This is a genomic window from Erythrobacter sp. JB2-19 (assembly GCF_057365005.1).
In genome coordinates, this window is sequence record NZ_CP200290.1 from 2,652,104 (window position 1) to 2,676,634 (window position 24,531).

General features: G+C 52.6%; 18 protein-coding genes, 3 tRNA genes and 3 rRNA genes. 11 read left to right on the top strand and 13 right to left on the bottom strand.

Features of this window, described 5'->3' with window-relative positions:
• Positions 1-55: 55 nt before the first annotated feature.
• The 6 genes from AC0V6O_RS12720 (at position 56) to AC0V6O_RS12745 (ending at position 5,366) form a co-directional block, all read left to right on the top strand.
• Positions 56-829 carry a LysR family transcriptional regulator gene (locus tag AC0V6O_RS12720; RefSeq protein ID WP_486144530.1) on the top strand — a complete coding sequence of 258 codons (774 nt, stop codon included), beginning with the start codon at positions 56-58 and terminating at the stop codon, positions 827-829.
• Positions 724-966, top strand: a complete 243-nt coding sequence (locus AC0V6O_RS12725) for a LysR substrate-binding domain-containing protein (protein ID WP_486144532.1) — start codon at positions 724-726, stop codon at positions 964-966. Before AC0V6O_RS12720 ends, AC0V6O_RS12725 begins: the two co-directional genes overlap by 106 nt.
• A gap of 129 nt (positions 967-1,095) precedes the next feature.
• Positions 1,096-1,527: an MAPEG family protein gene (locus AC0V6O_RS12730; RefSeq protein WP_486144534.1), complete on the top strand. Its 432-nt coding sequence runs from the start codon at positions 1,096-1,098 to the stop codon at positions 1,525-1,527.
• A gap of 281 nt (positions 1,528-1,808) precedes the next feature.
• On the top strand, positions 1,809-2,858 hold the full coding sequence (locus AC0V6O_RS12735; protein WP_486144536.1) for a haloalkane dehalogenase: 1,050 nt from the start codon (positions 1,809-1,811) through the stop codon (positions 2,856-2,858).
• Between the two features lie 621 nt (positions 2,859-3,479).
• The gene (locus AC0V6O_RS12740; protein ID WP_486144538.1) at positions 3,480-4,640 is read left to right on the top strand and encodes a tyrosine-type recombinase/integrase; all 1,161 of its coding nucleotides are present in this window, start codon (positions 3,480-3,482) and stop codon (positions 4,638-4,640) included.
• A gap of 291 nt (positions 4,641-4,931) precedes the next feature.
• Positions 4,932-5,366 (top strand): hypothetical protein, encoded by a 435-nt coding sequence (locus tag AC0V6O_RS12745; RefSeq protein WP_486144540.1) that lies wholly within the window; start codon positions 4,932-4,934, stop codon positions 5,364-5,366.
• Between the two features lie 116 nt (positions 5,367-5,482).
• Here AC0V6O_RS12745 and AC0V6O_RS12750 read toward each other — a convergent pair whose 3' ends face one another.
• From AC0V6O_RS12750 to AC0V6O_RS12760, 3 genes are all read right to left on the bottom strand, one after another.
• Positions 5,483-7,099, bottom strand: coding sequence for a hypothetical protein (locus AC0V6O_RS12750; protein ID WP_486144542.1), 1,617 nt, complete (start codon positions 7,097-7,099; stop codon positions 5,483-5,485).
• A 41-nt stretch (positions 7,100-7,140) separates the two neighbouring features.
• On the bottom strand, positions 7,141-7,932 hold the full coding sequence (locus AC0V6O_RS12755) for an aspartyl/asparaginyl beta-hydroxylase domain-containing protein (protein ID WP_486144544.1): 792 nt from the start codon (positions 7,930-7,932) through the stop codon (positions 7,141-7,143).
• Positions 7,933-8,009: 77 nt separating this feature from the next.
• Positions 8,010-9,695, bottom strand: a complete 1,686-nt coding sequence (locus AC0V6O_RS12760) for a bifunctional helix-turn-helix transcriptional regulator/alpha/beta hydrolase (RefSeq protein WP_486144546.1) — start codon at positions 9,693-9,695, stop codon at positions 8,010-8,012.
• A 291-nt stretch (positions 9,696-9,986) separates the two neighbouring features.
• Between AC0V6O_RS12760 and AC0V6O_RS12765 the strand changes: the two genes are divergently transcribed.
• Positions 9,987-10,730 carry an endonuclease NucS domain-containing protein gene (locus AC0V6O_RS12765; RefSeq protein WP_486144548.1) on the top strand — a complete coding sequence of 248 codons (744 nt, stop codon included), beginning with the start codon at positions 9,987-9,989 and terminating at the stop codon, positions 10,728-10,730.
• 114 nt (positions 10,731-10,844) lie between these two features.
• Here the strand turns inward: AC0V6O_RS12765 and AC0V6O_RS12770 are convergent, their stop codons facing one another.
• The gene (locus AC0V6O_RS12770) at positions 10,845-11,126 is read right to left on the bottom strand and encodes a hypothetical protein (protein ID WP_486144550.1); all 282 of its coding nucleotides are present in this window, start codon (positions 11,124-11,126) and stop codon (positions 10,845-10,847) included.
• 19 nt (positions 11,127-11,145) lie between these two features.
• On the opposite strand from AC0V6O_RS12770, the gene AC0V6O_RS12775 reads away from it, so the two are divergent.
• On the top strand, positions 11,146-12,927 hold the full coding sequence (locus AC0V6O_RS12775) for a recombinase family protein (protein WP_486144552.1): 1,782 nt from the start codon (positions 11,146-11,148) through the stop codon (positions 12,925-12,927).
• Positions 12,928-13,841: 914 nt separating this feature from the next.
• Here AC0V6O_RS12775 and AC0V6O_RS12780 read toward each other — a convergent pair.
• Positions 13,842-14,213, bottom strand: coding sequence for a helix-turn-helix domain-containing protein (locus AC0V6O_RS12780; protein ID WP_486144554.1), 372 nt, complete (start codon positions 14,211-14,213; stop codon positions 13,842-13,844).
• An 11-nt stretch (positions 14,214-14,224) separates the two neighbouring features.
• Positions 14,225-14,737, bottom strand: a complete 513-nt coding sequence (locus AC0V6O_RS12785; protein WP_486144556.1) for an AraC family transcriptional regulator ligand-binding domain-containing protein — start codon at positions 14,735-14,737, stop codon at positions 14,225-14,227.
• Between the two features lie 672 nt (positions 14,738-15,409).
• Here AC0V6O_RS12785 and AC0V6O_RS12790 point away from each other — a divergent pair.
• Positions 15,410-16,696 (top strand): DUF11 domain-containing protein, encoded by a 1,287-nt coding sequence (locus AC0V6O_RS12790; RefSeq protein ID WP_486144558.1) that lies wholly within the window; start codon positions 15,410-15,412, stop codon positions 16,694-16,696.
• Positions 16,697-16,702: 6 nt separating this feature from the next.
• Here the strand turns inward: AC0V6O_RS12790 and AC0V6O_RS12795 are convergent, their stop codons facing one another.
• The 7 genes from AC0V6O_RS12795 to AC0V6O_RS12825 form a co-directional block, all read right to left on the bottom strand.
• Positions 16,703-16,846, bottom strand: coding sequence for a hypothetical protein (locus AC0V6O_RS12795; RefSeq protein WP_486144560.1), 144 nt, complete (start codon positions 16,844-16,846; stop codon positions 16,703-16,705).
• 147 nt (positions 16,847-16,993) lie between these two features.
• Positions 16,994-17,070 (bottom strand) — tRNA-Met (locus AC0V6O_RS12800).
• Positions 17,071-17,169: 99 nt separating this feature from the next.
• A 5S ribosomal RNA gene (gene rrf, locus AC0V6O_RS12805) occupies positions 17,170-17,284 on the bottom strand.
• A 128-nt stretch (positions 17,285-17,412) separates the two neighbouring features.
• Positions 17,413-20,201 (bottom strand): 23S ribosomal RNA (locus tag AC0V6O_RS12810).
• Between the two features lie 281 nt (positions 20,202-20,482).
• Positions 20,483-20,558, bottom strand: a tRNA-Ala gene (locus AC0V6O_RS12815).
• 18 nt (positions 20,559-20,576) lie between these two features.
• Positions 20,577-20,653 (bottom strand) — tRNA-Ile (locus AC0V6O_RS12820).
• Positions 20,654-20,841: 188 nt separating this feature from the next.
• Positions 20,842-22,327 (bottom strand): 16S ribosomal RNA (locus AC0V6O_RS12825).
• The 16S, 23S and 5S rRNA genes sit together here with 3 tRNA genes alongside, the layout of an rRNA operon.
• 604 nt (positions 22,328-22,931) lie before the next feature.
• On the opposite strand from AC0V6O_RS12825, the gene AC0V6O_RS12830 reads away from it, so the two are divergent.
• Together AC0V6O_RS12830 and AC0V6O_RS12835 are read left to right on the top strand one after the other, a co-directional pair.
• Positions 22,932-23,753 (top strand): oligosaccharide flippase family protein, encoded by an 822-nt coding sequence (locus tag AC0V6O_RS12830; protein WP_486144562.1) that lies wholly within the window; start codon positions 22,932-22,934, stop codon positions 23,751-23,753.
• The gene (locus AC0V6O_RS12835; RefSeq protein WP_486145627.1) at positions 23,701-24,495 is read left to right on the top strand and encodes an oligosaccharide flippase family protein; all 795 of its coding nucleotides are present in this window, start codon (positions 23,701-23,703) and stop codon (positions 24,493-24,495) included. The genes AC0V6O_RS12830 and AC0V6O_RS12835 overlap by 53 nt, the downstream gene beginning before the upstream one ends.
• Positions 24,496-24,531: the final 36 nt, after the last annotated feature.

Sequence of the window (24,531 nt, forward strand, 5' to 3'; positions counted from 1 at the left end):
GTTTACGCACCATTCCGGTGCGTAGATTAGCCATCATGAGAAGGACTATAGGAACATGCTGGGCGCCAAGGGCTTGGACTGGGAAGAACTAAAGAGCTTTGCCGTGGTCGCCGATGCTGGCTCAATCAGGCGCGCGGCGCGCGAGCTTGGCGTGCATCATTCAACGATTAGTCGCAGAATCGACAATCTCGAATATGCATTGGGGGCCAAGCTATTCCTGCGCCAACCGGAAGGTTACGTCCTTAGCGCAGCCGGGGAGGAGATGGTCACAGTTGTACGCGAATGCGGCATAAAGCTGAACGTTGCCGAGCGGCTCATCACTGGTCAGGATCGCGACCTCAACGGCACTGTTACGGTTACTATGGCAGGCCCTGTTGCAGAGCTTATCTTTGCCCCGCGGCTTGCCGAATTTGCAGATACACATCCTGACATAGAGGTGCGCATTGCCGCCACCACCCAAATTCTGGACATCTCACGGCGCGAGGCGGATGTTGCGATCCGCGTCGACAATAACCCACCCCAATCCCTCGTCGGCAAACGGTTGTTTCCCTATTACGAAGCCGCTTACGCATCGCAGGGTTATCTCGATGCCCATGATTTCGAGAGCGCGCCAGAAGCTGCAAGGTGGATTTGCTGGAAGGATACCCAGGATCGGTTCATCGACCGCACCAAAGAAGCCGGCTTTGGCAAGGTCCCGCTGTGGGGCTACTTCCTGATCCCGCCGTGCAACGAGCAGCCGCACGTGGAGGCCTGGGCCTGGCTTTACTGCCTTGTTTCATTGGCGATACCGATCCCGGTCTTGTTCGAGCGTCAGAGAGAAAGCCGCTAAAGGCGCGTGATATTTGGCTGCTGACCCATAGTGATCTGCGCCGCACTGCACGGATTAGGGCCTTTATGGAGTTTGCTGAAAAGGTCCTGCGCGAGGCGGAGCCAGTGTTTCAGGGAATTCAGCAGCACGATAGGTAGCCTGTTGTGTGGCGCGCTGACGCACCGGTTAGGTGCATAATGAACTCGTGACAACATACTGGCGCGCCTCCACCCTATCCGTCAGCAATGGGGTCAATTCAACCCTATGGTCAAACAAAGAGGGGTCCCATGACATATCCTTACACGGCCGCACTGGTCGGCGCATTCCTGTATATTCTTCAGCAAGGGCTGATGATGAACACCGGCACATATCGCGGCAAAGCGGGTATCGGTGTTGGGTTTGGCGATGATAAACATCTCGAACGCAAGATCCGCCGGCACGGGAACCTAGCCGAAAACGCAGCGATATTTATCGCCGTACTGGCACTAACTGAAATGCTTGTCGGCACCGGCCCAATCGTGATTGTCTTTGGCACTGTCTTTGCTCTTGCACGGGTCTCACATGCGTTCGCATTCAACTCACTCGGCGGTTCACACGAAAAGATCGAGGGTACGCAAAAGTACCTTTTGGCTCGCATGCTCGGCGCGTTCCTCAGTGGGCTGACTGGCATCTTGCTAAGCCTATTCCTGATCTACTCGGTCTTCACTGCAAATGCTTGAGAGGTCTGCTTGACCAAACGATCCGATCCCACAGGAGAGTATCGGAGCATGCCAGGTGCTTATTGCGCACACGCGTCGCCAAAGGGCTAAAGACCACTTTCACGAACCACTATACCGACGAAATATCATTGTCGGATGCGCTGGATAGCGGGACTGTTTCGCAGTACAATGCCGAGGGTATGGGCCGCAAAACTCTCATCTGATCGCAATTGCTAATGTGATCGGAAACTAAACTGCGTGCACGCTGGGTCGCGCTAGCAAGAAGGAGGAGTGAACCTACCATGCTCAAAGGGATACTCATTAGTGTTGGCGTTTTGATCGCCGCGATGGCCGTGACGGTCGCCTCTATGCAATCCTCAGAAGAGTGGAGCACAGGAGAGGTCGTTCGAACCCCAGACAGCCAATTTGAGAACCTCCCCGACTATGATTTTGAGCCAAACTATGTCGATGTCGCAGGATACAGAATCCACTACGTCGATGAAGGACCAAGCGATGGTCAAGTGGTTCTGTTAATGCATGGCCAGCCATCGTGGAGCTATCTCTATCGCCATATGATCCCACTGCTTAGCGATGCAGGTTACCGGGTAATTGCACCAGACAATGTGGGGTTCGGTAAGTCTGATAAGCCAGTAGACTGGTCAGATCATTCCTATCAGATGCACGTCGATGTCATGACCGGTTTCGTCGATGCGATTGGGATCGAAAACGCCACCCTGTTTGCCCAGGATTGGGGCGGATTGATTGGACTTCGGGCGGTTGAACAACGCCCTGACCGATTTGCTCGAATAATGCTGTCGAACACAACTTTGCCCGCCGCTGGCGGCGTGCAGGGCTGGTTCGGCTACCCCTTGTTTCGGGCGGCAGTGTGGAACGAAGGAGACGTTCAGGAACTGAACTTTGATGGCGAGGAGTTTTCGTTCACGACTTGGGTCGCCTATGCAAGAACAAGCGACAAATTCGACTTCTCAGTGCTTTTCCAGAACGGGACCACTCGCGATCTGTCAGAAGCTGAACTGGCAGCTTATGCAGCGCCATTTCCAACCGAAGAAACTATGGCTGGCGTGAGAATGTTTCCAACTCTGGTGGCAAGTCAGCTCCGACAGAATCAGGCGATTCTTGACGATTTTTACGCCAGTTGGGACAAGCCGTTGATCACGGCATTTGGGACAGATGACACTTTGATGGCCGGACTGGATAAGGATTGGCAAGAGCGCGTGCCCGGTGCCAAGGGACAAGCTCACACTTTGGTCGAAGGTGGTGCCCATTTCATTCAGGAAGACAAGCCAGAAGATCTTGTCGAGCTCTTGGACCAGTTCATTCAATCCAACTGACACTTGTTGGATACTCGCGGCCGGATAATTTTCTGACGCTCAGAAGGGCGCGGTCTGCTATCTGCATACACTTATTGCTGATTTTTCTACTTCGAGATGCCCAACCGGGCGCGACCGCACGCAATTACGGGCATCGCTAAACTCCACCAATTGCACGAAACATACAGTCCGCCGCGCGGATACTTCCTACTAACCCTTAGGCAGCGGCTGGCCTTCTCACCCTGATGAGAGACAGGTTCAGCTCTGTATTCCTGGTCGAACCGTATGACACCGTGGCACAACTCGATTGAGCTAAGGTGCGCATCAAACTGCTTACAGTTGGAACGCAAAAAAGCCTCACTGGTACCAGTGAGGCTAAACTATAATGGATTTTCAATGATACGATGGTTGCGGGGGTTGGATTTGAACCAACGACCTTCAGGTTATGAGGGCTCTTCGGCAGTCCTACCTCACCTTACGCTCCAGGACCTTAAAACCCTTATTTACAACGCGTTAGGTTGACTGTGAAAGCGTGTTGCGACTGAGTGCCTACGCGCGCTTTCGCGGCATTTCGTTCCCGCATGCTTCCTATATGCTTACGGATAGAGCCTCGAAATCGCCGCTGGTAACAGGAGGTGCAAAATGGCCAAGTTAACTAAGCGTCAGATCGAAACTCTCGAGCCGAACGAAAAAGACTATTTCGTGTGGGACACCGAGCTGTCTGGTTTCGGTATCAGAGTATTCCCAACCGGACGCAAGCAGTTCGTTGTTCAATACCGATATGGCCGTGTCTCACGCAGAATGAGCCTTGGCAGATTTGGCGCAATCACGCCTGATCAAGCTCGAGGATTGGCATTGGAGGCGTTAGTGAAGCTTCGCAATGACATCGACCCACTCGCTGAAAAGCGAGCGAAGCGAGATGCACTGCTCGTAAAGGAGTTAGCTGAACGGTTTGATGAAGAGCACATCGCCGTTCATCTGAAAGCGAGCACTGCCAAGGAGTATAGGCGCAATTTGGAGCTGTTCATCTTGCCAGCGATTGGGCATCTGAGGATCGTCGATGTCACACGCGCAGACATCGCAAAGTACCATCACGATTGGCGGCATCGCCCTTACCAGGCGAACCGGAACATCGAGATCATCTCTAAGATGTTCAATCTGGCTGAACTTTGGGGCCTAAGGCCCGATGGGACAAATCCCCGCCGCCACATCAAGAAGTATCCTGAGAAGAAGCGCGAGCGCTATTTCTCAGCTGGCGAGCTTCAAGCCATTGGCCGTGTCCTAGAGGAAATGGAAGAGGAGCGGATTGAGCTACCTTCAGCCATTGCAGCGATCCGGCTTCTACTCTTTACTGGCTGCCGTTTGAACGAGATCCTGACGCTCAAATGGAAGCATGTTGATCTCGCTAGCCCAGCACTCCGCCTGCCTGACTCTAAGACTGGCGCTAAAGTGGTGCATATAGGACAGGCGGCCGTTTCGGTGCTCCGACAGATCGAGCGGCTTGAGGACAATCCCTGGGTTATAATTGGCCGAAACCCCGGCGCACATCTAACTGATCTCCAGCCGTTCTGGCAGCGCGTCCGTGGACGTGCTGGGCTCAAGGACGCGCGGATCCATGATCTCAGGCATACATTTGCATCGATAGCGGTGAGCAACGGCCAAAGCCTGCCCATGATCGGCAAGCTCTTGGGGCATACACAAGTGCAAACGACAGCGCGCTATGCTCACCTTGCGAATGAGCCGGTGCTCGAAGCCGCCAACGACATCTCTTCCCTCATCGAAGAGAAACTCACCGCGAAATAGTCCGCCGGACCTTCGCTGCTGTCTTTTGAGCTTGAACTAACGCCCAGCCTCGTCAATTGTCGCCCTGCTCCCGAGAGATGCGGGAGCGGGGCTTAGGAACCTCTCTATCACAAACCGGTCACAGCATCACTGCGGCCGGATGGCGTTCACGCATGTCCAGCTGGCTTGCCAGTAAAGGTGTTCGCCCTGTGTGATAGCAGGTTTCTAACATCCGGCTTTGGCCGTCGCCCCAGGATCAACACGGGGCGGCGCTGGAGGCCTTTTTGCCAGCCGCCCTCAAGAACGGGTGGAATGATGCGTAATCTGAAATGGTGGCAATGGGTCCTAATAGTATTTTTCGGCATCCCCATGATTGGAGCCACAGTCGATGTACTGACCAACGGGACATCAAACTCTTCGTCCGATAAGGTTCGCTACCAGCCAGCAAATGCGGAATTCAGACCAATCAGCGGTGACGCGATCTTTGCAATGACGTTCAATCCAAAAGCAGACCCTGCTTTAATTCCGGAGATTGCTCGAGAGCACTGTGACGGCCGAGATTTCTGCAATGTCCTGGGTTGGACGGATCCAAAGTTCGCTGCAAAAGGCTTCCCTCTTACAGAACGTGAAAGTCACCAGCTAAAGTTTCAATACACCGTCAACCGAAATAGCGGATTGGAACAAGCGCTGTGGGACTGCAGAGTTTGGGACCAAGCCAATAAAGGCAAATGCCTGCCGTTCGACTAAGTTGGGCGCCATCATTGTCAGTTGAAGGCGGCTTTGCGCCCCAATCTCTGTCGTTCGAGGTGGCTTTGCCTGTGTCCGAAAGCGGACACTTGCGGACAGTTGATGAGTATTGGCTGTCATTGCTGGCCCCGCCGCGCAGCCTCTTCGGCTAGTCTGCGATACTCCAAGGCGAATGTGTCAAACTCATCCTGGAATTGGATATAGCGCGCATTCAGGACTGCGAGATGCGCTGCATTCTCGGTGACTGCCAACACCACTGGCATCACATCATCATTCAAAGAGAAGAGCGATTTCAAGTCCAGTAGTGCATTTCCAATCTCAGCCAAATCCAACAACACCGAGAGGGTTCCAAGAGCTTTACCCATCGGCGCGGCGGCCTTACCGAGCACCATCGACCGATACAGGCTGGATATTGATTGGCCTCCCGCAATTGCAGAGCTAAACAATTCACGCTCAGTGGCTGTTGGATCATAGTCGACTTGTGCTCGGCGAAAAATCTCTTGCATATCCCGATCAACTTCGAACTGATCGGGAGGATCGCCGGCTGCCTCTCGCTGCGCATATCCGGTTCTCAAGTTTTCAAGCAGCGGCACCAAAGCCTCTGCTTGTGCTTGAGCAACACCATCGCTTGTCAACACCGCTTTCACAGCATCAACCGCCGTTTCTGCCAACGCTCCGCGTAGAGAACCCACATCACCGAGTTCTTCGTAGAGATAGCGTGTATATGCTTCTTGCACCGCGCGGGCCTGTGCCAACTCTTCCGGCAAATCTTCTGATTTTCGAATTTCCAATGCCTGATCAAAAGCCTGCGCAAACAGCCAATGCTGCTGAATGGCTGCATGATTAAGGCTGGGGCAGTCTCGGTCACTTCGCACAGCATTGAGGAGTTCTTTTGTCGCTTGGCGATATTCGGAAATGATGTTCCGTCGATTGTCGCGCAGTACGTCATCTGGCCCGCCATTGCGGATGATTTGTCCGGTCAAGGCTTCCCAGCGGCGGATTTCCTCGTCTTGTTCCTCTTTGACAAAATCCGCCCTTATGTAAGGATAGCGTTTGCTGCCAATCACAGTTGGATCATTGTCAGCAATGCCCATGGTATCCTTTTCAAAAGCATCGATCAGTTGCTCTATCTCATCCCGCATGAAGCGCGTGTAAGTGCCGACTGAACACTTTGTGCCATTCGTCAAAGTTGGCTCTATTGTTGCACCGCTTACTTTGATCCACTCTGCGTGCCCGCTGAGGCCACCTTTCGCGGTTGGCAATAGCTGAAGTTTGGGATCCCCTTGATGGATTGCAATCAGCGTGTCCCGCCATTCATCGGATGAATTGGAGAGGTGCCGAAACTGTCCTTCGCCGGTTCGCACAGCATAAATGCTGGTTCCCGGCGCATTGGTAAATGGCTTGTCCAATCCCCTGAATACATACATGCCCTCGCGATATCCCGCCTCACGCGTCAATTCGCTGGTTTTGCCAATGCGGCCAACCACACGCCCATCTGACTCCATTGTAAAAATAAGAGTCGCTCCGCTGCGGGCTTGAGCGAAAGAGCCTGTACCTTCATATGTGGATTCCCAGGTTCCAAGCAGCCACTCGAAGGCCTCGCGCTTCTCCTCCAAATATTCGTCGGTCGATGTTGCAGCATCCGCAGGCTGGGAATATGCAAGATTAGGTGCGAAGGTCAGAGCTAGGACAACCCCAACCAATAGTTTCCACCATCTAGACTGATTCAGCATTCCTTCGATCTCCTTGCTGGATGCGCAAACACCAAACAGTGCTACGCTCCGATCGCTCGCCGGACATCCTGCACGAAATTCGTTCTGCGAATGATCTTATAGATTGTCCTTCCAAGCAGCATTCCTGGAATCCGCATTGGTCGGACGACTTGCAGCATCAAGACGACGCGCGGTTGCCCAGTTTCATTCCACACTTCGTGAGGGAATGTTTCATCAAAGACCAGCCACTCACCTTCGCGCCAATGCACGATTTCATTATCTATGCTCATTTCGCATCTCCCGTGGTTTGTGGGAATAACCAGTGGAAGATGACAATTGAGCCAGGCCTTGGTCAGCCCCCGATGCCGTGGAACATGTGCCTCTCCCTGCATGATCGAGAAGAAGGCGACAACTAGGCCTGGCACTGAATCAAGCAATTCAGCGGTGCGGGGGCACTTTGCCCGATTGGCACTGGATTTGAAGCCATATCCTTCAAAGAAAAAGCTCTTCCATTGCGGCCCATTGGCGATACGACGATGGTCGGGTGACACTTTGCCAAAATCAGGAATTTCTTCTTTCCCGATAAGGAGTGAGACTAGTTCTTGGTGTATTATCTGCCAGTTGTCCGCCAGCTCGGCGAGTTGTGGCAGGTCAGCAACTGATAACAGCGGGGTTGTTGCTATTTTGGATTGCTTGGCGAACCAGGCGTTTATGGGATCGCGCAGGCTCTTACCTAAACGCATAAGCATTGATTGTTTTGGACGTACGTAGCGGGGTCGCGCTCCCACGCTGCGCAGAGAGAGGGCGCCAGATTTACCAGCACTCGATTTCTCACTAACGTCGCTCCTAGCCACTGCAATTCCGCTCCTACCTCAGGTGTGCTTCGGTAGTGTCTAAGCAGTGGCCGTAACTGATACATCACCCCCGCGGGTTAGGCCAATTCGTTCATCCGAGCGAAGTCGAGAAACAGTCCGGCGATTGCGTCGGCATGAGTATGCTGTGCCAATTGCCCAGCGCCCTCGACGGGCAAGACCGTTACATGACTGTATTTCTGTGCGTAAAAACGCGCCCAATCCAATGGGCAGAACTTGTCCTCGGTTCCATTGGCATATGCCAGAGGACATTGCATACGCTCTATCCAACCTGACCAATCATCAAATATCCAGCCGGCATCACCTACAAATCCCTTATAGCCGCCATCACGGATCAGCTCTAACCCTTGGCGCAAGGCTTGGAGTGTGCTCCCATCGTCCAGTCCCGTCGCATCGCATGGACTGTTTGCATAGGATTGCCGGATAAAACGGTCTTCCCCTCCGGCGAGGGAGGTATAATTGGACGCCACCGATAGAAAGAAGCGCAACGCTTGTGGACTGGTCTTTGCAGTTCGCACTATCCGCTGTAACGGCGCCGGATAGTTTCTAATATCGTCCTCATCGATGCTCGGCACGCCCCCGGAAATGGCGAAGACGCCGTCTACAAGATGCGGGTGAAAAGTGGCGCTGGCGCAGCCATACATGATCCCTGATGTGTGAGTCATCAACGTGACCTTCTGAGCACCCAGCTGCTCCAGCAATGATGGGAAATCGCTGACCCATTGCTGGACCGGCGAGCGCCAATTCCGCTGCGGGTCTGATCGACCATATCCTGGCCTATCAACACGGATAAGTTGCCAGCCAACCTCAGTGATACGGTCAATGAAACCCTGCGGCAAGTTATGACCTTGCACCATACCGTGAAGATATAATAGGGCGCGCCCTTTGGCTGGCCCATGCCGATAAACCGCAATGCGCTGAACACTCCTCAACTGCACATATTGAGGCAGTCCGGCAGACGAATCCTGATGAGATGGTACGTGCCCCGTACCAACGAGCAGATGCAATCGCATAGCCAGCAGAATTGCCGATTCCCGGCCATCCACATCCAGTTTCCGGTATATTGCCTTCGATTGCGACTTTATTGTTTCAGGAGACTTTCCAGTCAGCCTTGAGATGGCGGAAAAACTGCGGCCTGCGCAAATGGATTGCATCAGTTCAGTTTCGGCCGGTGTCAGATCAAATTCGTCTCGCCAGATATCAACCAATGAGGCATCCCAGATCCCATCTGATGACTGCACAGAAATCAGATTTGATTGCTCGTCGGGTGATGCAGGCATTCGACGAAAGGAAAGGGCGAACAATCCTCCTTGCTGCTCGTCGGCGATCGTCAACAATCTTATCGGAAGTTTGGCTGCGTCTGCCACTTCCTGAATAGCATCACGAATTCTACTCTGTGTGCCTGCAGCCTCGGTGATATCCCAAATTTTTGTCTGCGCTGCGCGATATTTGTCCTTCCAACGCTCATTGCTTGAGAGGATTTGTCCAGCCCGATCAATCAAAGCGGCAGGAGCGCTTAAGCCTTGCAGATAGGACTGCGATGATATCTGGGATTCGCCAGCATGTTCGAGCCTTTCAGCGATTGCCAGAGCGCGATCGATATGTTCAGCTATAGGATCGTCTTCGAGCGAAGCAGCCAGCTCCAAATACAAGTCCCATTGCTCAGCGAACTTTTCATATGCAGTGGGTGACAAGGCCGCTTCATAAACGCGGCTTATTGTTTCAAGAACAACTCTTTGCTGCAAAACCCCCTACCCAAACCTCCGGCGTGCTTTGATCATAGGAGCCAGACCGACGCAATCGCGGTACTTAGCCTGGGCTGTCTAAACCGGTCGATGGCGCGACGCAATCGCCCCAAAAGCAGTCCGATCAACGCGGAGCATTCGAAGTCGCTTTTGTGCAGGCCATCAAGTGTCTAGCTTGCGATAGAAATTCCCCAATTGTTGACGGTCCGTTGTCGGCTCAATTGGTGATGCAACAAATTTCATCGAACCACTTTCCAGTGAGGTAGAACTTCACGTAGCAATGAGGGCCACATGCCAACTTACGAAAAACCAACACGCGTACTTATGCATGAATGGGCGAGTCAAAATCTCGAATCAGGGCAAACATTCGAAAAAGCCGAGGTAGTCGCTTGGTTTGCGAAACATTATCCACTCACAAAAAAGGGCACTGTAACGGCTCACGTCGAGGGCATGGCCGTCAATACTCGGGCTCGCCATAGCCATCCCGCGATCAAACCAGGTTCAGGTTACGACTTGTTCTATAAGGTTGGTCGCGGCACCTTTCGATTGTGGCAAGAGGCAAGCGATCCCGCTCCAACCTACAAAGCTCAGCACGAGCCGACGCTGCAGCAAAACGACGTTGACGAAGATGACGGGCCACAAGGCAGCACTTTCGCGTTGGAGGCACATCTACAAGACTTCCTTGTCAAGAACCTTGGTCAGATCGAGCAGGGCTTGATCCTATACGACGATGAGGGACTGACAGGCCGCGAATATCCTGCTGACAACCGTAGGATCGATATTCTTGCTGTCGATGCCAAGGGGGCGTTTGTCGTGATCGAAACAAAAGTTGGCAAAGCCTATGACCGCGTAATCGGCCAGCTCATGTTCTACAAAAACTGGGTTTCAGAAAACCTCGACACAAACAAGCCCGTGCGCGGGATCATCATTGGTTCCGAGATTAGTTCGTCGCTACGTCTTGCGACTAAGAATTTGCCGCATATCGAACTGGTTGAATATCAAATCGCGTTTTCAATTAGTAAAGTTCCCCAATGACCGGTGATTAGTTTGCTAGGTAGATGACGAAGCGTCAGCTTTCTATTGTCAACACGCCAATAGTGGACTTGCAGCTAACGGCCCATTTGCTGACACTCTCACCAAAAGAACAGTCTACTTGGTCTCCGGCACTTCTAGGCGCTGGCGCACTGCTAGTTCGAGAAGATACAATAGTTGCTCCACCTCGACGCACAGGCTTTCCGGAATCCTGCGGGCAGCTGGTCCTTCTACATGTCTGATTGCTGCCTCCATGTTCTCACGGGTCGCGAGTATTTCATCAGGGTCTAGCCCAGTCAAAAACTCTGCAGTCATACGAAATTCCCTTGGACGTAAAAATGCCGCATCAATCTTGGAAGCATACGCCAGTAAATCAAAGACTATCTGCCGAAATTCCACTTTTGTGTGAGATCAGCTAATGAAATCAAATTCTAACGCCACAAGATGTGCGATCTACACACGCCAGAGCATTTCTAAAGGCTTAGATGCTCACATGAACTCGCTCGCTACCCAGCGCGAAGTTTGCAGCGCGTACATTGCTAGCCAAAAATATAAATCCTGGACTGAACTCTCACAACGGTACGACGACAGCGGCCAGTCTGGGGGCGACTTGGATAGACCGGCACTGGCAGCGTTGATGCGAGATATCGAAGATGGAAAGATAGATAACGTAGTCGTCTACAAGGTTGATAGGCTCACTAGGAGCCTCATAGATTTTGTTCGGCTTATCGATCTCTTCGAGCAAAAGCGGATCAATCTAGTTTCGATATCTCAGGCGTTCGATACCTCTGACAGCATGGGTCGAATGGTTCTCAATATACTTCTCACGTTTTCACAGTTTGAAAGAGAAATGATCGCTGAACGTGTGCGAGACAGTTTGCGAGCACGTAAGCGTCACGGGAAAATTCACGGTGGAAAACCGCCCTTTGGTTACCAGCTAGTCGATGACGAACTGCAAATCGATGAACACGAGGCCGAGATTGTCAGGTTTGTCTTTGCCGAGTTTCTTCGAACTGAGCGCTACATCGCGGTCCAGCGAGCTGTTACCAAGCGTGGCTACGTTAGTTCGATGAAGCCTCTCAGGAAAGGAGGGCTCAGAGGAGGTACGCCCATACCTCCTAGAACTGTCTATTCGATTCTTCACAATCCAATCTACGTTGGAGAAATAAAGGGTCACGAACGAAATTACCCGGGAAGACATGAGCCTCTAGTATCCAGAGATACTTGGGAAACTGCCATCAAACTGACCAAGGCACGCCGCAAGCCAAAACCTCACGCAAAAGGCACTGAACACTTTCTCACAGGCCTGCTGAAGGATGAACTAGGACGGCCAATGTTTGTTGAAATCACGCGAAGCAAGGGCAAGGTTTTTACGTACTATACATCTGTCGCTTCCAGCTGGGCTCGCACCCATTACATAAAGGCTTATCGGACTCATGCTGGGCGCTTCGACGACCTCATGATTGCGGCCTTAGGCGAGCTACTATGTGATCGAACCCGGGTAAGGGCAGCGCTAAAGAAATTGGGCGTTCGAGATGAGGAGTTGGAAAAGCTAGCAAGTCTTGGATTAGATGCAGCCAAGCGGCTTAGCGAGATGCCGCGCCCGAAAGTGGCGGACGCGATCAAAGCACTGGTCTGCGAAATCGAACTAGGTCGAGAGCAAGTGTCAATTTCTATCCGAGCTAGTGAGCTGAAAAGATTCATCGAATGGGATGACGTGTCCACATTTAGCGCGCGTCCAGCCGATAGGCCATTGAGCGATGCACGGTTTGATTTTGTGATCGAAGTTCAAGCTACATCGACTGAGAAATGGATGAGGCTCAACATCAGTCCTCGCTGCGATGAGCTGGATTCGGCAATTGATAAACCGTTGGTGGACCTAATCAAAAGCGCAAGAGACGCTCAGCGATTGGTGGACGCTCACCGCAATCTTTCCATCCCTGATTTGGCAGAAAAGCGAGGCATTCGCCCCTCTCAGTTCGCGCGCCTTATCCGTGTGAATTACCTCGCACCTGACATAGTCACTTCGATCCTCGATGGCACGCAGCCTCAAGAACTCACGAGAAAAGGGTTGTTGAGTTCCAACATCCCTACCGATTGGGCTCTACAGCGCAGACTACTTGGATTTCCGGTGCCAGAACGAGAGCCAATCGTTCAACGCGACACGGGGTTGTGGAGCCCAAAGAGTGGTGCACAATGATAGGCGTCACCTAAGTTCGAAGAGAAGCAGAGTTCAGCGCGAGATTACTGACCGAATTTGGGGGAGGAGGATCACTCTGACCACTCTTACGGCGCTTCTTGGAAAGCAAGACACGCTGTCAATTGGCCGCGCTCTAGTCGCTAGCGTTTGTTCTCCCAGCAACGAACAAATCGTGCTCTGCACCATCCTCCCAAAGACGGTCTATTGCTTCGTCAATTAGAGGCTTGCTAGATACCGGGGCGAGACGGAAAGTCTCGCTCGGCAGGCCTTGCTCCAGTCGCACTCTCCTTCGCGCAGTGAGAAACTCTCTTACCTCATCAAACGATCGTGGTCCTGCATCTGGAGCAAAATTCTGAAGCCCCAAATCTCCCCTTTCGATCAAAAGTATGTATCTCTGTTCTTGCAAAGCCCCCTCCTGCTGAGCGAGGTGGTCGATTGTGCGAATTCTAAGAACTTAAGTTTTTCTGTAGTGCAGCGGTTGTATTCATTGGCTGCTTTCATCGGTTTTAGAATGAACTTTCCTACAGTTAACAATTCTGTCTATCTCAAGTGACCCAATCACAATCGGAGAAACTAATGGCAGATTTGGATACCTCACTCATCACAGCAATTGCAGGCTTGGTTACCGCGATAGCTTCACTAATCTGGGCAGTAAGGCGGCAACCTCAGGGCCGAGAAAAGAGCTAGTTACCCCAGGGAACTTGATCGGTTCATTGCTATGAATACCAAGTGACATGGATCATCATTTGGGATGTCAGCTTCCACCCCCAAGAGCTGATCGAAATCTGATCGGGCCGCAACTCCAAAAGCCGTCTGACAGCGTCGTATCAAGCTGTGACAAAAGCGGCTGGTCGGGTGTCGCCAGTTCTTGACGTCACATACTTGGCTTCTTGCTTGGATTGAGGGCCGAAGCTTCAATGTGGCCTCTTGTTCGCACGCGCCGATTTTCGATACGCTGACGGTGCTGTGCCAAACCATCTCTTCGCCGCAGCAATAAATGTTCTCTCCGACGAATAAACTAGGTAATGTGCCAAGTGACCAATCGCGATGTCAGACTTGATGAGAAGCCGGCTCGCAACGCCTCTCCTGGTATCGTCGAGGATTGTTGAAAAGTCAGTTTCTTCATCGACAAGCAGCCGCTGCAGCTTCTTTAGGCTCAGATCGAGCATAGCAGCAATGCCTCCTACGTTGCATTGATCGGTGCCAAAGACCTCACAGATCAACCTAGAAACCGAAGTGGAAACAATGCTGCAGAGCTCATCCTTTTGCCGGAAGAAGCGTGTCATGAAGTTGTCAATCAGCAGCGCAGACACGCGCTGCATAAAGGTTGGTGGATGAAGCAGGCAGGCATTGCGACGAGCTCAGTCTTCGCAGCGTCGAATACAATCTCACACCCAAAGATCTCTTCATGCAGACAACACTCTTCAGGCCTACTATGCCCAAAACTAACCCGCTTCAATTCCAACTCAGGAATGTGGATCTTGCCCATTCGAGCAAGCCCTCCCATCGTTGACTCAACGTTCTGCCGGCATGGTGGAGCAAATGGATGAATATGAAACCTGCACTTCATCTCGCCCGCATCTAGGTCATTACTGTACTCAAACCGGATGCCATTCCCATGTGCACTCTGGTAGCGAACCAGCAAGCGAAAGAAGTGATCGAGATCAATCGCGTTTCTCGCAATCCATATTGTCGGTCCGCTGTTAGGCCAGTGATCTGCAATAGTGGGGCAGAAGAGCAATCCGAAGTTTGGTTGGTATAGTTTTTCAGCGGTTAGCTCCAGAAACTCGCAACTCGCCCCAAACTCCAAGTAATCTTGCGACCCCCAAGAAACTTGGTAACCCGGCTGCCTTCAAAAGTTGATGCGGGTCTCCACCAAGCTCCCGGGTGAACTCAGGAATACCATCCAGACATATGGCACGTTGAAGCAGTTTTTCACGACGCATGATGTTCCCTATCGGAGGTGATTGTGGGCTTGTCACTATTTATTCGAGACCTGCTCTGTTCTTAAAAAGCGGCTGGAGTTTGGAAGCCACAAGAATTCCACAGACAAAGCGCAGTTCTCATGGTCGGAAAGAGCGTAAACTCATAATTCAGGACACAAGTTGCTTCCTGAAAGGTCAAAACAAAGAAATTCCTCGGAGATGTGTTTTATATCTCCGTAAAATCTTCGGGGGACCCAATGAATTTTTCTGCCTTTGACATCTGTGCGGATACCCGAATCATTCAAAAAAAGCGGATTTCTCTTGATCTCCTTTATCGGAATCGATGGGCAGGTATTTGCGGATTTGCAGCTGATTTTAAACTCCGAGAGATCATACTTCGTATCAGCGCGATTATTATTTTGGGAGGTTTGATTCTAGTCGAAGGGGTGTCCGCTCAAAGCACGGTGCGTCGCACCTGCGAGCCCGGTAACAACTCCGCTAATGGTCAGGTTGTTGATCGGCTCCGATTTCAGCAAGATTTTGCGCAGTTCAGCAACGTGCCCGACGATGCACGGTTTGTGTTCACTGTCCGCCAGAATGGCGGGCCGCAGAACGCGAGGAGATCGGGAGCGCGGATTACCCGCACAGGAGGGAATTTGCTGACCACCTACAACGTCAACTTTGGCCCCTTTGGAAGAAATGGCAGTCGCACAGAGACGCGGGTTGTCCGCAGCGGCACGGCCACGGGTGGAAGCGTGAATTTCCGCATACAGATCAACGGTAGTGGCGCGCCCCGGCGTACTGGTTGGCAGATTACCTGTCTCGATGATGGCCCAATTGTGACTGGTGATCAGGATCAAACTGTAAACTCAGGCGTGTTGGTAGAAGTCCCTGTTGTTGGAAGCGAACCGAATGATCCCGACCCAGTATCATACGCTTGGACGGGGCCTGCTGACATTGTTTTGCTCGATGCAGGTACCGCAACGCCTAGCTTTCAAGCCCCTATAATTCCGCCCGGAAGTCCACCTCGTATTATTCCTTTAACACTCACCGTTACCGATGATGACGGCGATCAAATCACCCGGACGGTCAACATTACGGTCCTCCCCGCTGTGCTTGCCGACCTAGTCACCACCAAAACGCTTCTATCGGGCACCAACACCCCTCGGGAAGGTGACACGGTAACTTACCAAATTGCCGTTCTGAACAATGGTCCATCAGATGCAACCGGTGTTGTCTTAACCGACCTCTTGCCCTCGGGCTTGACCGCGACGCTCAGCAACGGTGGCACCAATGATGGTTCAGGCAATGCTGTCGGTTCCTATGACGATGTCACAGGTGTTTGGAGTATCGGTGCGCTCTCCAATGGCGCAACAGTTACACTGACGCTTGAGGGCACTGTTAACAATGATCAGAACGGAAACACCATCATCAACTCGACCACCGCAGCCATTAGCAATCAGGTTGATCCGGAAACGGCAACTGATGACCTAACCGAGGAGGTAACAGTTCAGTTGGTTGCAGATCTGTCTATTACAAAGACAAATACCCCGGGCGTGAACGGAAATGTCGACCAAACCGGTGATACGGTGTCGTCTGGATCCACGGCCTCCTACACTATTGTGGTCACTAACAATGGACCAGATAGCGCCACTGGCGCGGTTGTTACAGACAATCCTTCGTCCGGCTTAAGTTGCAACGCGGCCGACACAGTGAGCATTACCGGCGACGGCGTTCCCTTGGGCAGCTTCACATTGTCGGACCTAACTGGAAGCGGAATCGCTTTGGGGACCTTGGACACTGGCCAGTCCACAACCTTGGTCTATTCCTGCACCGTCAACTAATGGCCTTCAATCAGTACTGACGCGGCCACGCTCGCTGTTCGATCCAGCGTTTGTCGAACCATTGGCATTCTGTCCGCTTTCACCCCCAGCATCCGCCATCGTCAGATCAGAAGGAATACGCTGCAAGCAGACGGCGCCGTTCCCGTTCATACCACCCCAGTCGCCAATATGACTCCTCGACACTCTCAGTTACGCCAGAGTGCGCATCAGCCTGCTTCCTATGTGCTTACAGTTCGAATGCAAAAAGCCCCACTGGTAACAGTGAGGCTGATTTATTATGCATTTTCAATTAGATGGTGGTTGCGGGGGTTGGATTTGAACCAACGACCTTCAGGTTATGAGCCTGACGAGCTACCGGACTGCTCCACCCCGCGGCACCGTTTGACGCCATTAGAGACGTCAAAAGGGCTGTCCTTGACGGATCAGCCCTTTGACTAGTGAATGGGTTTATCCCGCAATCCGCAAGCTACAATGCCTGGCAGCGACCTACTCTTCCATGCCTTAAGACATAGTACCATCGGCGCTATCTGGTTTCACGGCCGAGTTCGAGATGGGATCGGGTGGGTCACAGACGCTATGACCACCAAGCAATGAAGCTTGCGGAAAACGGGTTTAAATCGATGCACTTGGTTTAGTGTTCTTGGGCGTATCTGGCCTGAGAAATTCTCTACCAATCAATGAAAGCCACGCAGGGCTGACGTTGATGGTGCAGATTCTACAAGCGCGAACAGAACTATTAGGACTGGTTAGCTACACGCATTACTGCGCTTCCACACCCAGCCTATCAACGTAGTGGTCTACTACGGTTCGATGATACCTAATCTCAAGGGAGGCTTCCCGCTTAGATGCTTTCAGCGGTTATCCCGTCCATACATAGCTACCCAGCGGCACTCCTGGCGGAATGACTGGTACACCAGAGGTATGTTCACCCCGGTCCTCTCGTACTAGGGGCAACTCCTTTCAAGTATCGACGCCCACGGCAGATAGGGACCAAACTGTCTCGCGACGTTCTGAACCCAGCTCACGTACCACTTTAATTGGCGAACAGCCAAACCCTTGGGACCTGCTCCAGCCCCAGGATGTGATGAGCCGACATCGAGGTGCCAAACACTGCCGTCGATATGAGCTCTTGGGCAGTATCAGCCTGTTATCCCCGGCGTACCTTTTATCCGTTGAGCGATGGCCCTTCCACGAGGGACCACCGGATCACTATGACCGACTTTCGTCTCTGCTCGACCTGTCGGTCTCGCAGTCAGGCATGCTTATGCCATTGCACTCTCGCAGCCGGTTTCCAACCGGCCTGAGCATACCATCGCGCGCCTCCGTTACTCTTTAGGAGGCGACCGCCCCAGTCAAACTACCCGCCATAGAGGGTCCCTGGTCCGGATAACGGACCTAGGTTAGACATCAGAAAACAACAGGGTGGTATTTCACAGGTTGGCTCCACTCGGACTGGCGCCCAAGTTTCAAAGCCTCCCACCTATTCTACACAGTTCTTTCCTAATGCCACTCTAAAGCTGCAGTAAAGGTGCACGGGGTCTTTCCGTCTAACCGCGGGTACTCCGCATCTTCACGGAGAATTCAATTTCGCTGAGCATATCCTGGAGACAGTGGGGAAGTCGTTACGCCATTCGTGCAGGTCGGAACTTACCCGACAAGGAATTTCGCTACCTTAGGACCGTTATAGTTACGGCCGCCGTTTACTTGGGCTTCAATTCGGAGCTTGCACTCCTCCTCTTAACCTTCAAGCACCGGGCAGGCGTCAGACCCTATACGTCGTCTTGAAGCCGACTTAGCAGAGTCCTGTGTTTTTGATAAACAGTCGCTACCCCCTGGCCTGTGCCCCCTGATAAGAGTTGCCTCGAATCAGGGCCTCCTTCTTCCGAAGGTACGGAGGCAATTTGCCGAGTTCCTTCAGGATACTTCTCTCAAGCGCCTTGGTATACTCTACCTGACCACCTGTGTCGGTTTCGGGTACGGTCTATATGAAGAGGCTATTTCCTGGAACCGCTTGGCTGCTCCCTCAATCCAATAAGAGGAAACAACTTCCACGATCCGTCACACATCTTCAGGCCCACGAATATTAACGTGGTTCCCATCGACTACCCCCTTCGGGCTCGTCTTAGGGACCGGCTTACCCTGCTCCGATTAGCGTTGAGCAGGAACCCTTGGTCTTTCGGCGAGAGGGCATCTCACCCTCTTTATCGCTACTCATGTCAGCATTCGCACTTCCGATATCTCCACCGTCGGTTACCCTTCGGCTTCATCAACTTACGGAACGCTCCGCTACCGCTGCAGTAAACTGCAACCCTAAGCTTCGGTGAATACCTTTAGTCCCGTTACATCTTCGCCGCAGGAACCCTTATTTAGACCAGTGAGCTGTTACGCTTTCTTTAAAGGATGGCTGCTTCTAAGCCAACCTCCTGGTTGTTTTGGGATTCCCACATGCTTTCGCACTTAGGTATTACTTGGGGACCTTAGCTGTAGGTTAGGGCTGTTTCCCTTTTGACGACGGACCTTAGCACCCGCCGTCTGTCTGCCAGACAAGACTCGATGGTATTCGGAGTTTGGTTAGGTTTGGTACCGCTCGCGCAGCCCTAGCCCATCCAGTGCTCTACCCCCATCGGCATACATCTGACGCTCTACCTCAATAGATTTCGCGGAGAACCAGCTATTTCCCGGCTTGATTGGCCTTTCACCCCTAAACACAACTCATCCGAGCATTTTTCAACATGCAACGGTTCGGCCCTCCAGTGCGTGTTACCGCACCTTCAGCCTGGTCATGCCTAGATCGCCGGGGTTCGGGTCTAATCCAACATACTCAGTCGCCCTATTCAGACTCGCTTTCGCTTCGCCTACACCTAACGGCTTAAGCTTGCATGCTAGATTAAGTCACTGACCCATTATGCAAGAGGTACGCTGTCACCCCCTATGGGGCTCCAACTGCTTGTAAGCATCCGGTTTCAGGTACTGTTTCACTCCCCTAATCGGGGTGCTTTTCACCTTTCCCTCACGGTACTGTGTTCGCTATCGGTCATGTACGAGTATTTAGGCTTGGAGGGTGGTCCCCCCATGTTCAGACAGAATTTCACGTGTTCCGCCCTACTCAAGTCCTTTTCAATCATTTTTGCATACGGGACTGTCACCCACTACGGTCTCACTTTCCAGAGAGTTCTGCTAATTTATGAAAAGGCACTGGCCTGGTCCGCGTTCGCTCGCCACTACTAACGGAATCTCGGTTGATGTCTTTTCCTCCAGGTACTGAGATGTTTCAGTTCCCTGGGTTCGCTTCACCAAAGCTATATATTCACTAAGGTGATACCTTATCCACCTCTCTCGGATCACCCAAAGGTAACCAGAAAGAAATGGTGAAGGTGGGTTTCCCCATTCGGAAATCGCCGGATCAAAGATTGCTCACATCTCCCCGACGCTTATCGCAGCGTGCCACGTCCTTCTTCGCCTGTACATGCCAAGGCATCCACCAAATGCTCTTACCTCACGCTTGAGAATCCACACCATCAACGACAAGCCTGCATAAAAGCTGCCGTCTTCATGATAGTGCAGAGAATTATCTCAGCCAGATAATCAATTTGATTGATTTGTGATGGCACCATCCCTCCAGCCAGAGCCTAAGCCCTTACCAGCAAGACGATACCGCCACGGCATCGATTTAAAAACCCATTCACAATGTCAAATGATGTGCGGCCGAAGCCGCATACTCGCGATCAGAGTAAACTCTGCGCGAGATCCGCTTTCTTTTCATCCTGGAGTACGATCTAATTTGTCTGGTGGAGCCTATCGGGATCGAACCGATGACCCCCTGCTTGCAAAGCAGGTGCTCTCCCAGCTGAGCTAAGGCCCCTAAAGACCAGACAATAACTGGTAGGTCCGAGTGGATTTGAACCACCGACCTCACCCTTATCAGGGGTGCGCTCTAACCAACTGAGCTACGGACCTACACTCCTCGAGCGGCCGTTAGACCGCGAGGGGCGTGAGCCAGCTCAGGTGTTTGCACCACACGCAGCTTTCCAGCTGCCCGAGGGCAATCTCCAGTGATGAAAGGACATGAGGACGACGGCAATGTTCTTTGGAAATTACGAAGCTCTTCCCGACGCAAGGCCAGGCGCTTTCGTAAATATCCTTAGAAAGGAGGTGATCCAGCCGCAGGTTCCCCTACGGCTACCTTGTTACGACTTCACCCCAGTCGCTGATCCCACCGTGGCTAGCTGCCTCCTAAAAGGTTAGCGCACTATCTTCGGGTGAAACCAACTCCCATGGTGTGACGGGCGGTGTGTACAAGGCCTGGGAACGTATTCACCGCGGCATGCTGATCCGCGATTACTAGCGATTCCGCCTTCATGCTCTCGAGTTGCAGAGAACAATCCGAACTGAGACAACTTTTGGAGATTAGCTCACACTTGCGTGATAGCTGCCCACTGTAGTTGCCATTGTAGCACGTGTGTAGCCCAGCCTGTAAGGGCCATGAGGACTTGACGTCATCCCCACCTTCCTCCGGCTTATCACCGGCAGTTTCCTTAAAGTGCCCAACTAAATGATGGCAACTAAGGATGAGGGTTGCGCTCGTTGCGGGACTTAACCCAACATCTCACGACACGAGCTGACGACAGCCATGCAGCACCTGTCACTAGGTCCCCGAAGGGAAGGAATCTGTCTCCAGAAACCGTCCTAGGATGTCAAAGGCTGGTAAGGTTCTGCGCGTTGCTTCGAATTAAACCACATGCTCCACCGCTTGTGCAGGCCCCCGTCAATTCCTTTGAGTTTTAATCTTGCGACCGTACTCCCCAGGCGGATAACTTAATGCGTTAGCTGCGCCACCCAAGCTCTATGAGCCCGGACAGCTAGTTATCATCGTTTACGGCGTGGACTACCAGGGTATCTAATCCTGTTTGCTCCCCACGCTTTCGCACCTCAGCGTCAATAATTGTCCAGTAAGTCGCCTTCGCCACTGGTGTTCTTCCGAATATCTACGAATTTCACCTCTACACTCGGAATTCCACTTACCTCTCCAATATTCTAGCTCACCAGTTTCAAGGGCAGTTCCGGAGTTGAGCTCCGGGATTTCACCCCTGACTTGATAAGCCGCCTACGCGCGCTTTACGCCCAGTAATTCCGAACAACGCTAGCTCCCTCCGTATTACCGCGGCTGCTGGCACGGAGTTAGCCGGAGCTTATTCTCTAGGTACTGTCATTATCATCCCTAGTAAAAGAGCTTTACAACCCTAAGGCCTTCATCACTCACGCGGCATTGCTGGATCAGGCTTTCGCCCATTGTCCAATATTCCCCACTGCTGCCTCCCGTAGGAGTCTGGGCCGTGTCTCAGTCCCAGTGTGGCTGATCATCCTCTCAGACCAGCTATAGATCGTCGACTTGGTAGGCCATTACCCCACCAACTATCTAATCTAACGCGGGCCCATCTAAAGGCGATAAATCTTTGGTCCGAAGACATTATCCGGTATTAGCTCAAATTTCTCTGAGTTATTCCGAACCTAAAGGCAGGTTCCCACGCGTTACGCACCCGTGCGCCACTCACCCCGAAGGGTTCGTTCGACTTGCATGTGTTAGGCATGCCGCCAGCGTTCGTTCTGAGCCAGGATCAAACTCTCAAGTTTGTGTCACATACAAAACCAGCACGAACCGAAGTTCGTTAGCCAGTCAAGCATGAGCTTCAAGGAGCCGATTACCTGCTGTCAAACGTAATGGATACGAATGAACATGCATCATTAAGGATGTGCGTGGTGCACTTCCAAAATGTGGCAATCGGCATAATTTAACCGGTATCCAGAGCCTTAAAATCCCTGGACCGGGCGCCGTCGCCCACATGTCCCTTCATCATATACTAACAATGTCAAAGAGCCATCCAACATAAGAAGCGGACAACAATGGTTCCCCGATTTGCACCGGGGGCCGGTTGTCCGTTTATGTTGGCGACCGTTGCGATCGAAGCCGGTAAAAGCCGTCAGCGCCGCGTCGGTGGAGGTCATCTAGGCGGGGACTGAGATTCGGTCAACGCCTTTTTGCAATTTTATTTCAAAGAACCTCAAAACCCACGCTTTTCCGAGGGTTTCACGGCACTCTAGCCTGCTCAAAATGGGGTCATACGGCTCATTTTCAACACTTGGCCGCAATGAATCGCTGAAATTGCTCACGCTGCGTGGTCCGATTTGGCCATTTGGAAAGGCAGATTCTTCACCTTTTAAGGTTAAGGGCCATGGGATGAGCGGGACGCACCCTATTTCCGGAGCAAATTCGGCCGATGATTCGCGCACAGGCGATAACCTGCATGCCGCAAAGCTGGAGGGTGTGGAGCAAAGCACAGACGGATTTGCCGGACGCGTTCGGTCCGCGGTGAAATGGCGGTGGGGCACGCAGGTCGCGGCTCAGATCATTACCTGGACTTCTACCATATTGGTCGTGCGCCTGCTCGAGCCAACCGACTACGGCCTGTTTGCCATGACCCAAGTGGTCTTGGCCGCGCTCGCGATCCTCAACGGCCAAAGCTTTGCGACATCTCTGGTGCAGACCGAGAAGATTGACGAGCGGCGCATCGGGCAAATCTTTGGGCTGCTGCTCTTGTTCAACGGATCAATGGCGCTCGTGCAGTTTCTGTTTGCGCCTTATGCGGCCACTTACTTTGGAGAACCCTTGGTCGCGGACATGCTTCGGATCCAAGCGGTGATCTTCTTCACGGTACCGTTTACCGCCCTACCCTCTGAGCTACTGGCTCGGCGATTGGAATTCCGCAAGCAAGGTCAGGTCAATATGGCCTGCGCCGCCATCGGAGCCATCACCGCTCTGTCGCTCGCATGGCTTGGCTTTGGCGTTTGGTCGCTGGTTTACGCCCCGATCGCCATGTTCATCAGCCGGGCCATTGGGCTTTCCATCGCAGCGCGCCTGTTAGTGAAGCCGATATTCGATCCGCGCGGCGCACTGGGATCTCGTAACTTTTGGCGGCACGCTGACGCTCTGCCAAATCTTCTGGATCATCCAGAGCCAGAGCGACATCGTGATCGCCGGCCGCCAAATGTCGACCTATGACCTAGGCCTTTACTCAGAGGCCCTATTCCTAACCCTCATCGTCACTGGCAGATTCTTGCCGCCGATCAACGAGGTTGGCCTTGCTGCCTATTCAGAGCTGCACCGCGCCAACAAGCCGCTGGGTCCATATTTCTTGAAGACGGCGCGAATGGTCATGATGGTGACCGCACCTATATATGTCGGGCTGGCGCTTACCAGTGAAGCAGCCATATTGACGCTGTTTGGCGAGAAATGGGCCGGGATGATCCCGATTGTCGGCGGGCTGGCGCTCGCAATGCCATTCTTTGCGTTGCATCTGATCTGCTCGCCAGTGACCAATGCCATGGGCCGCACGCAGGTCTATCTAACGACCAGCCTTTCAGGCGCCATCATTATGCCGATTGCATTCCTTTGGGGCGTTCAGTTCGGAGCGATGGGGCTGGTTCATGCCTGGTGGGTCGCTGCGCCATTGCTGTGCTGCATCACACTATCGCTCACTTTGCCACGCATCGGTGCCTCACCGCTCGCTCTTTTGAAGGAGGTAGCGCCAACTGCGATTGCTTGCGGCGCAATGGCGCTCGCCGTGCTCACTCTGCAAAGATACGCGGCTTTCGGCTCGCCGCTGCTTGACCTGGTATGGAACGGGTTTGCCGGGGCAAGTGTCTATGCCGCCACTTTCTGGTTCGGTTGGAAGGTCAAAGTGCGCGAGACCTGGAATTTGCTGCGCAATCGAGGCGCTGAGCCAGCCTTGGCAAAAGATTAAAGCTCCCGCAAACGCAACCCTATCTCACTTCGGCTT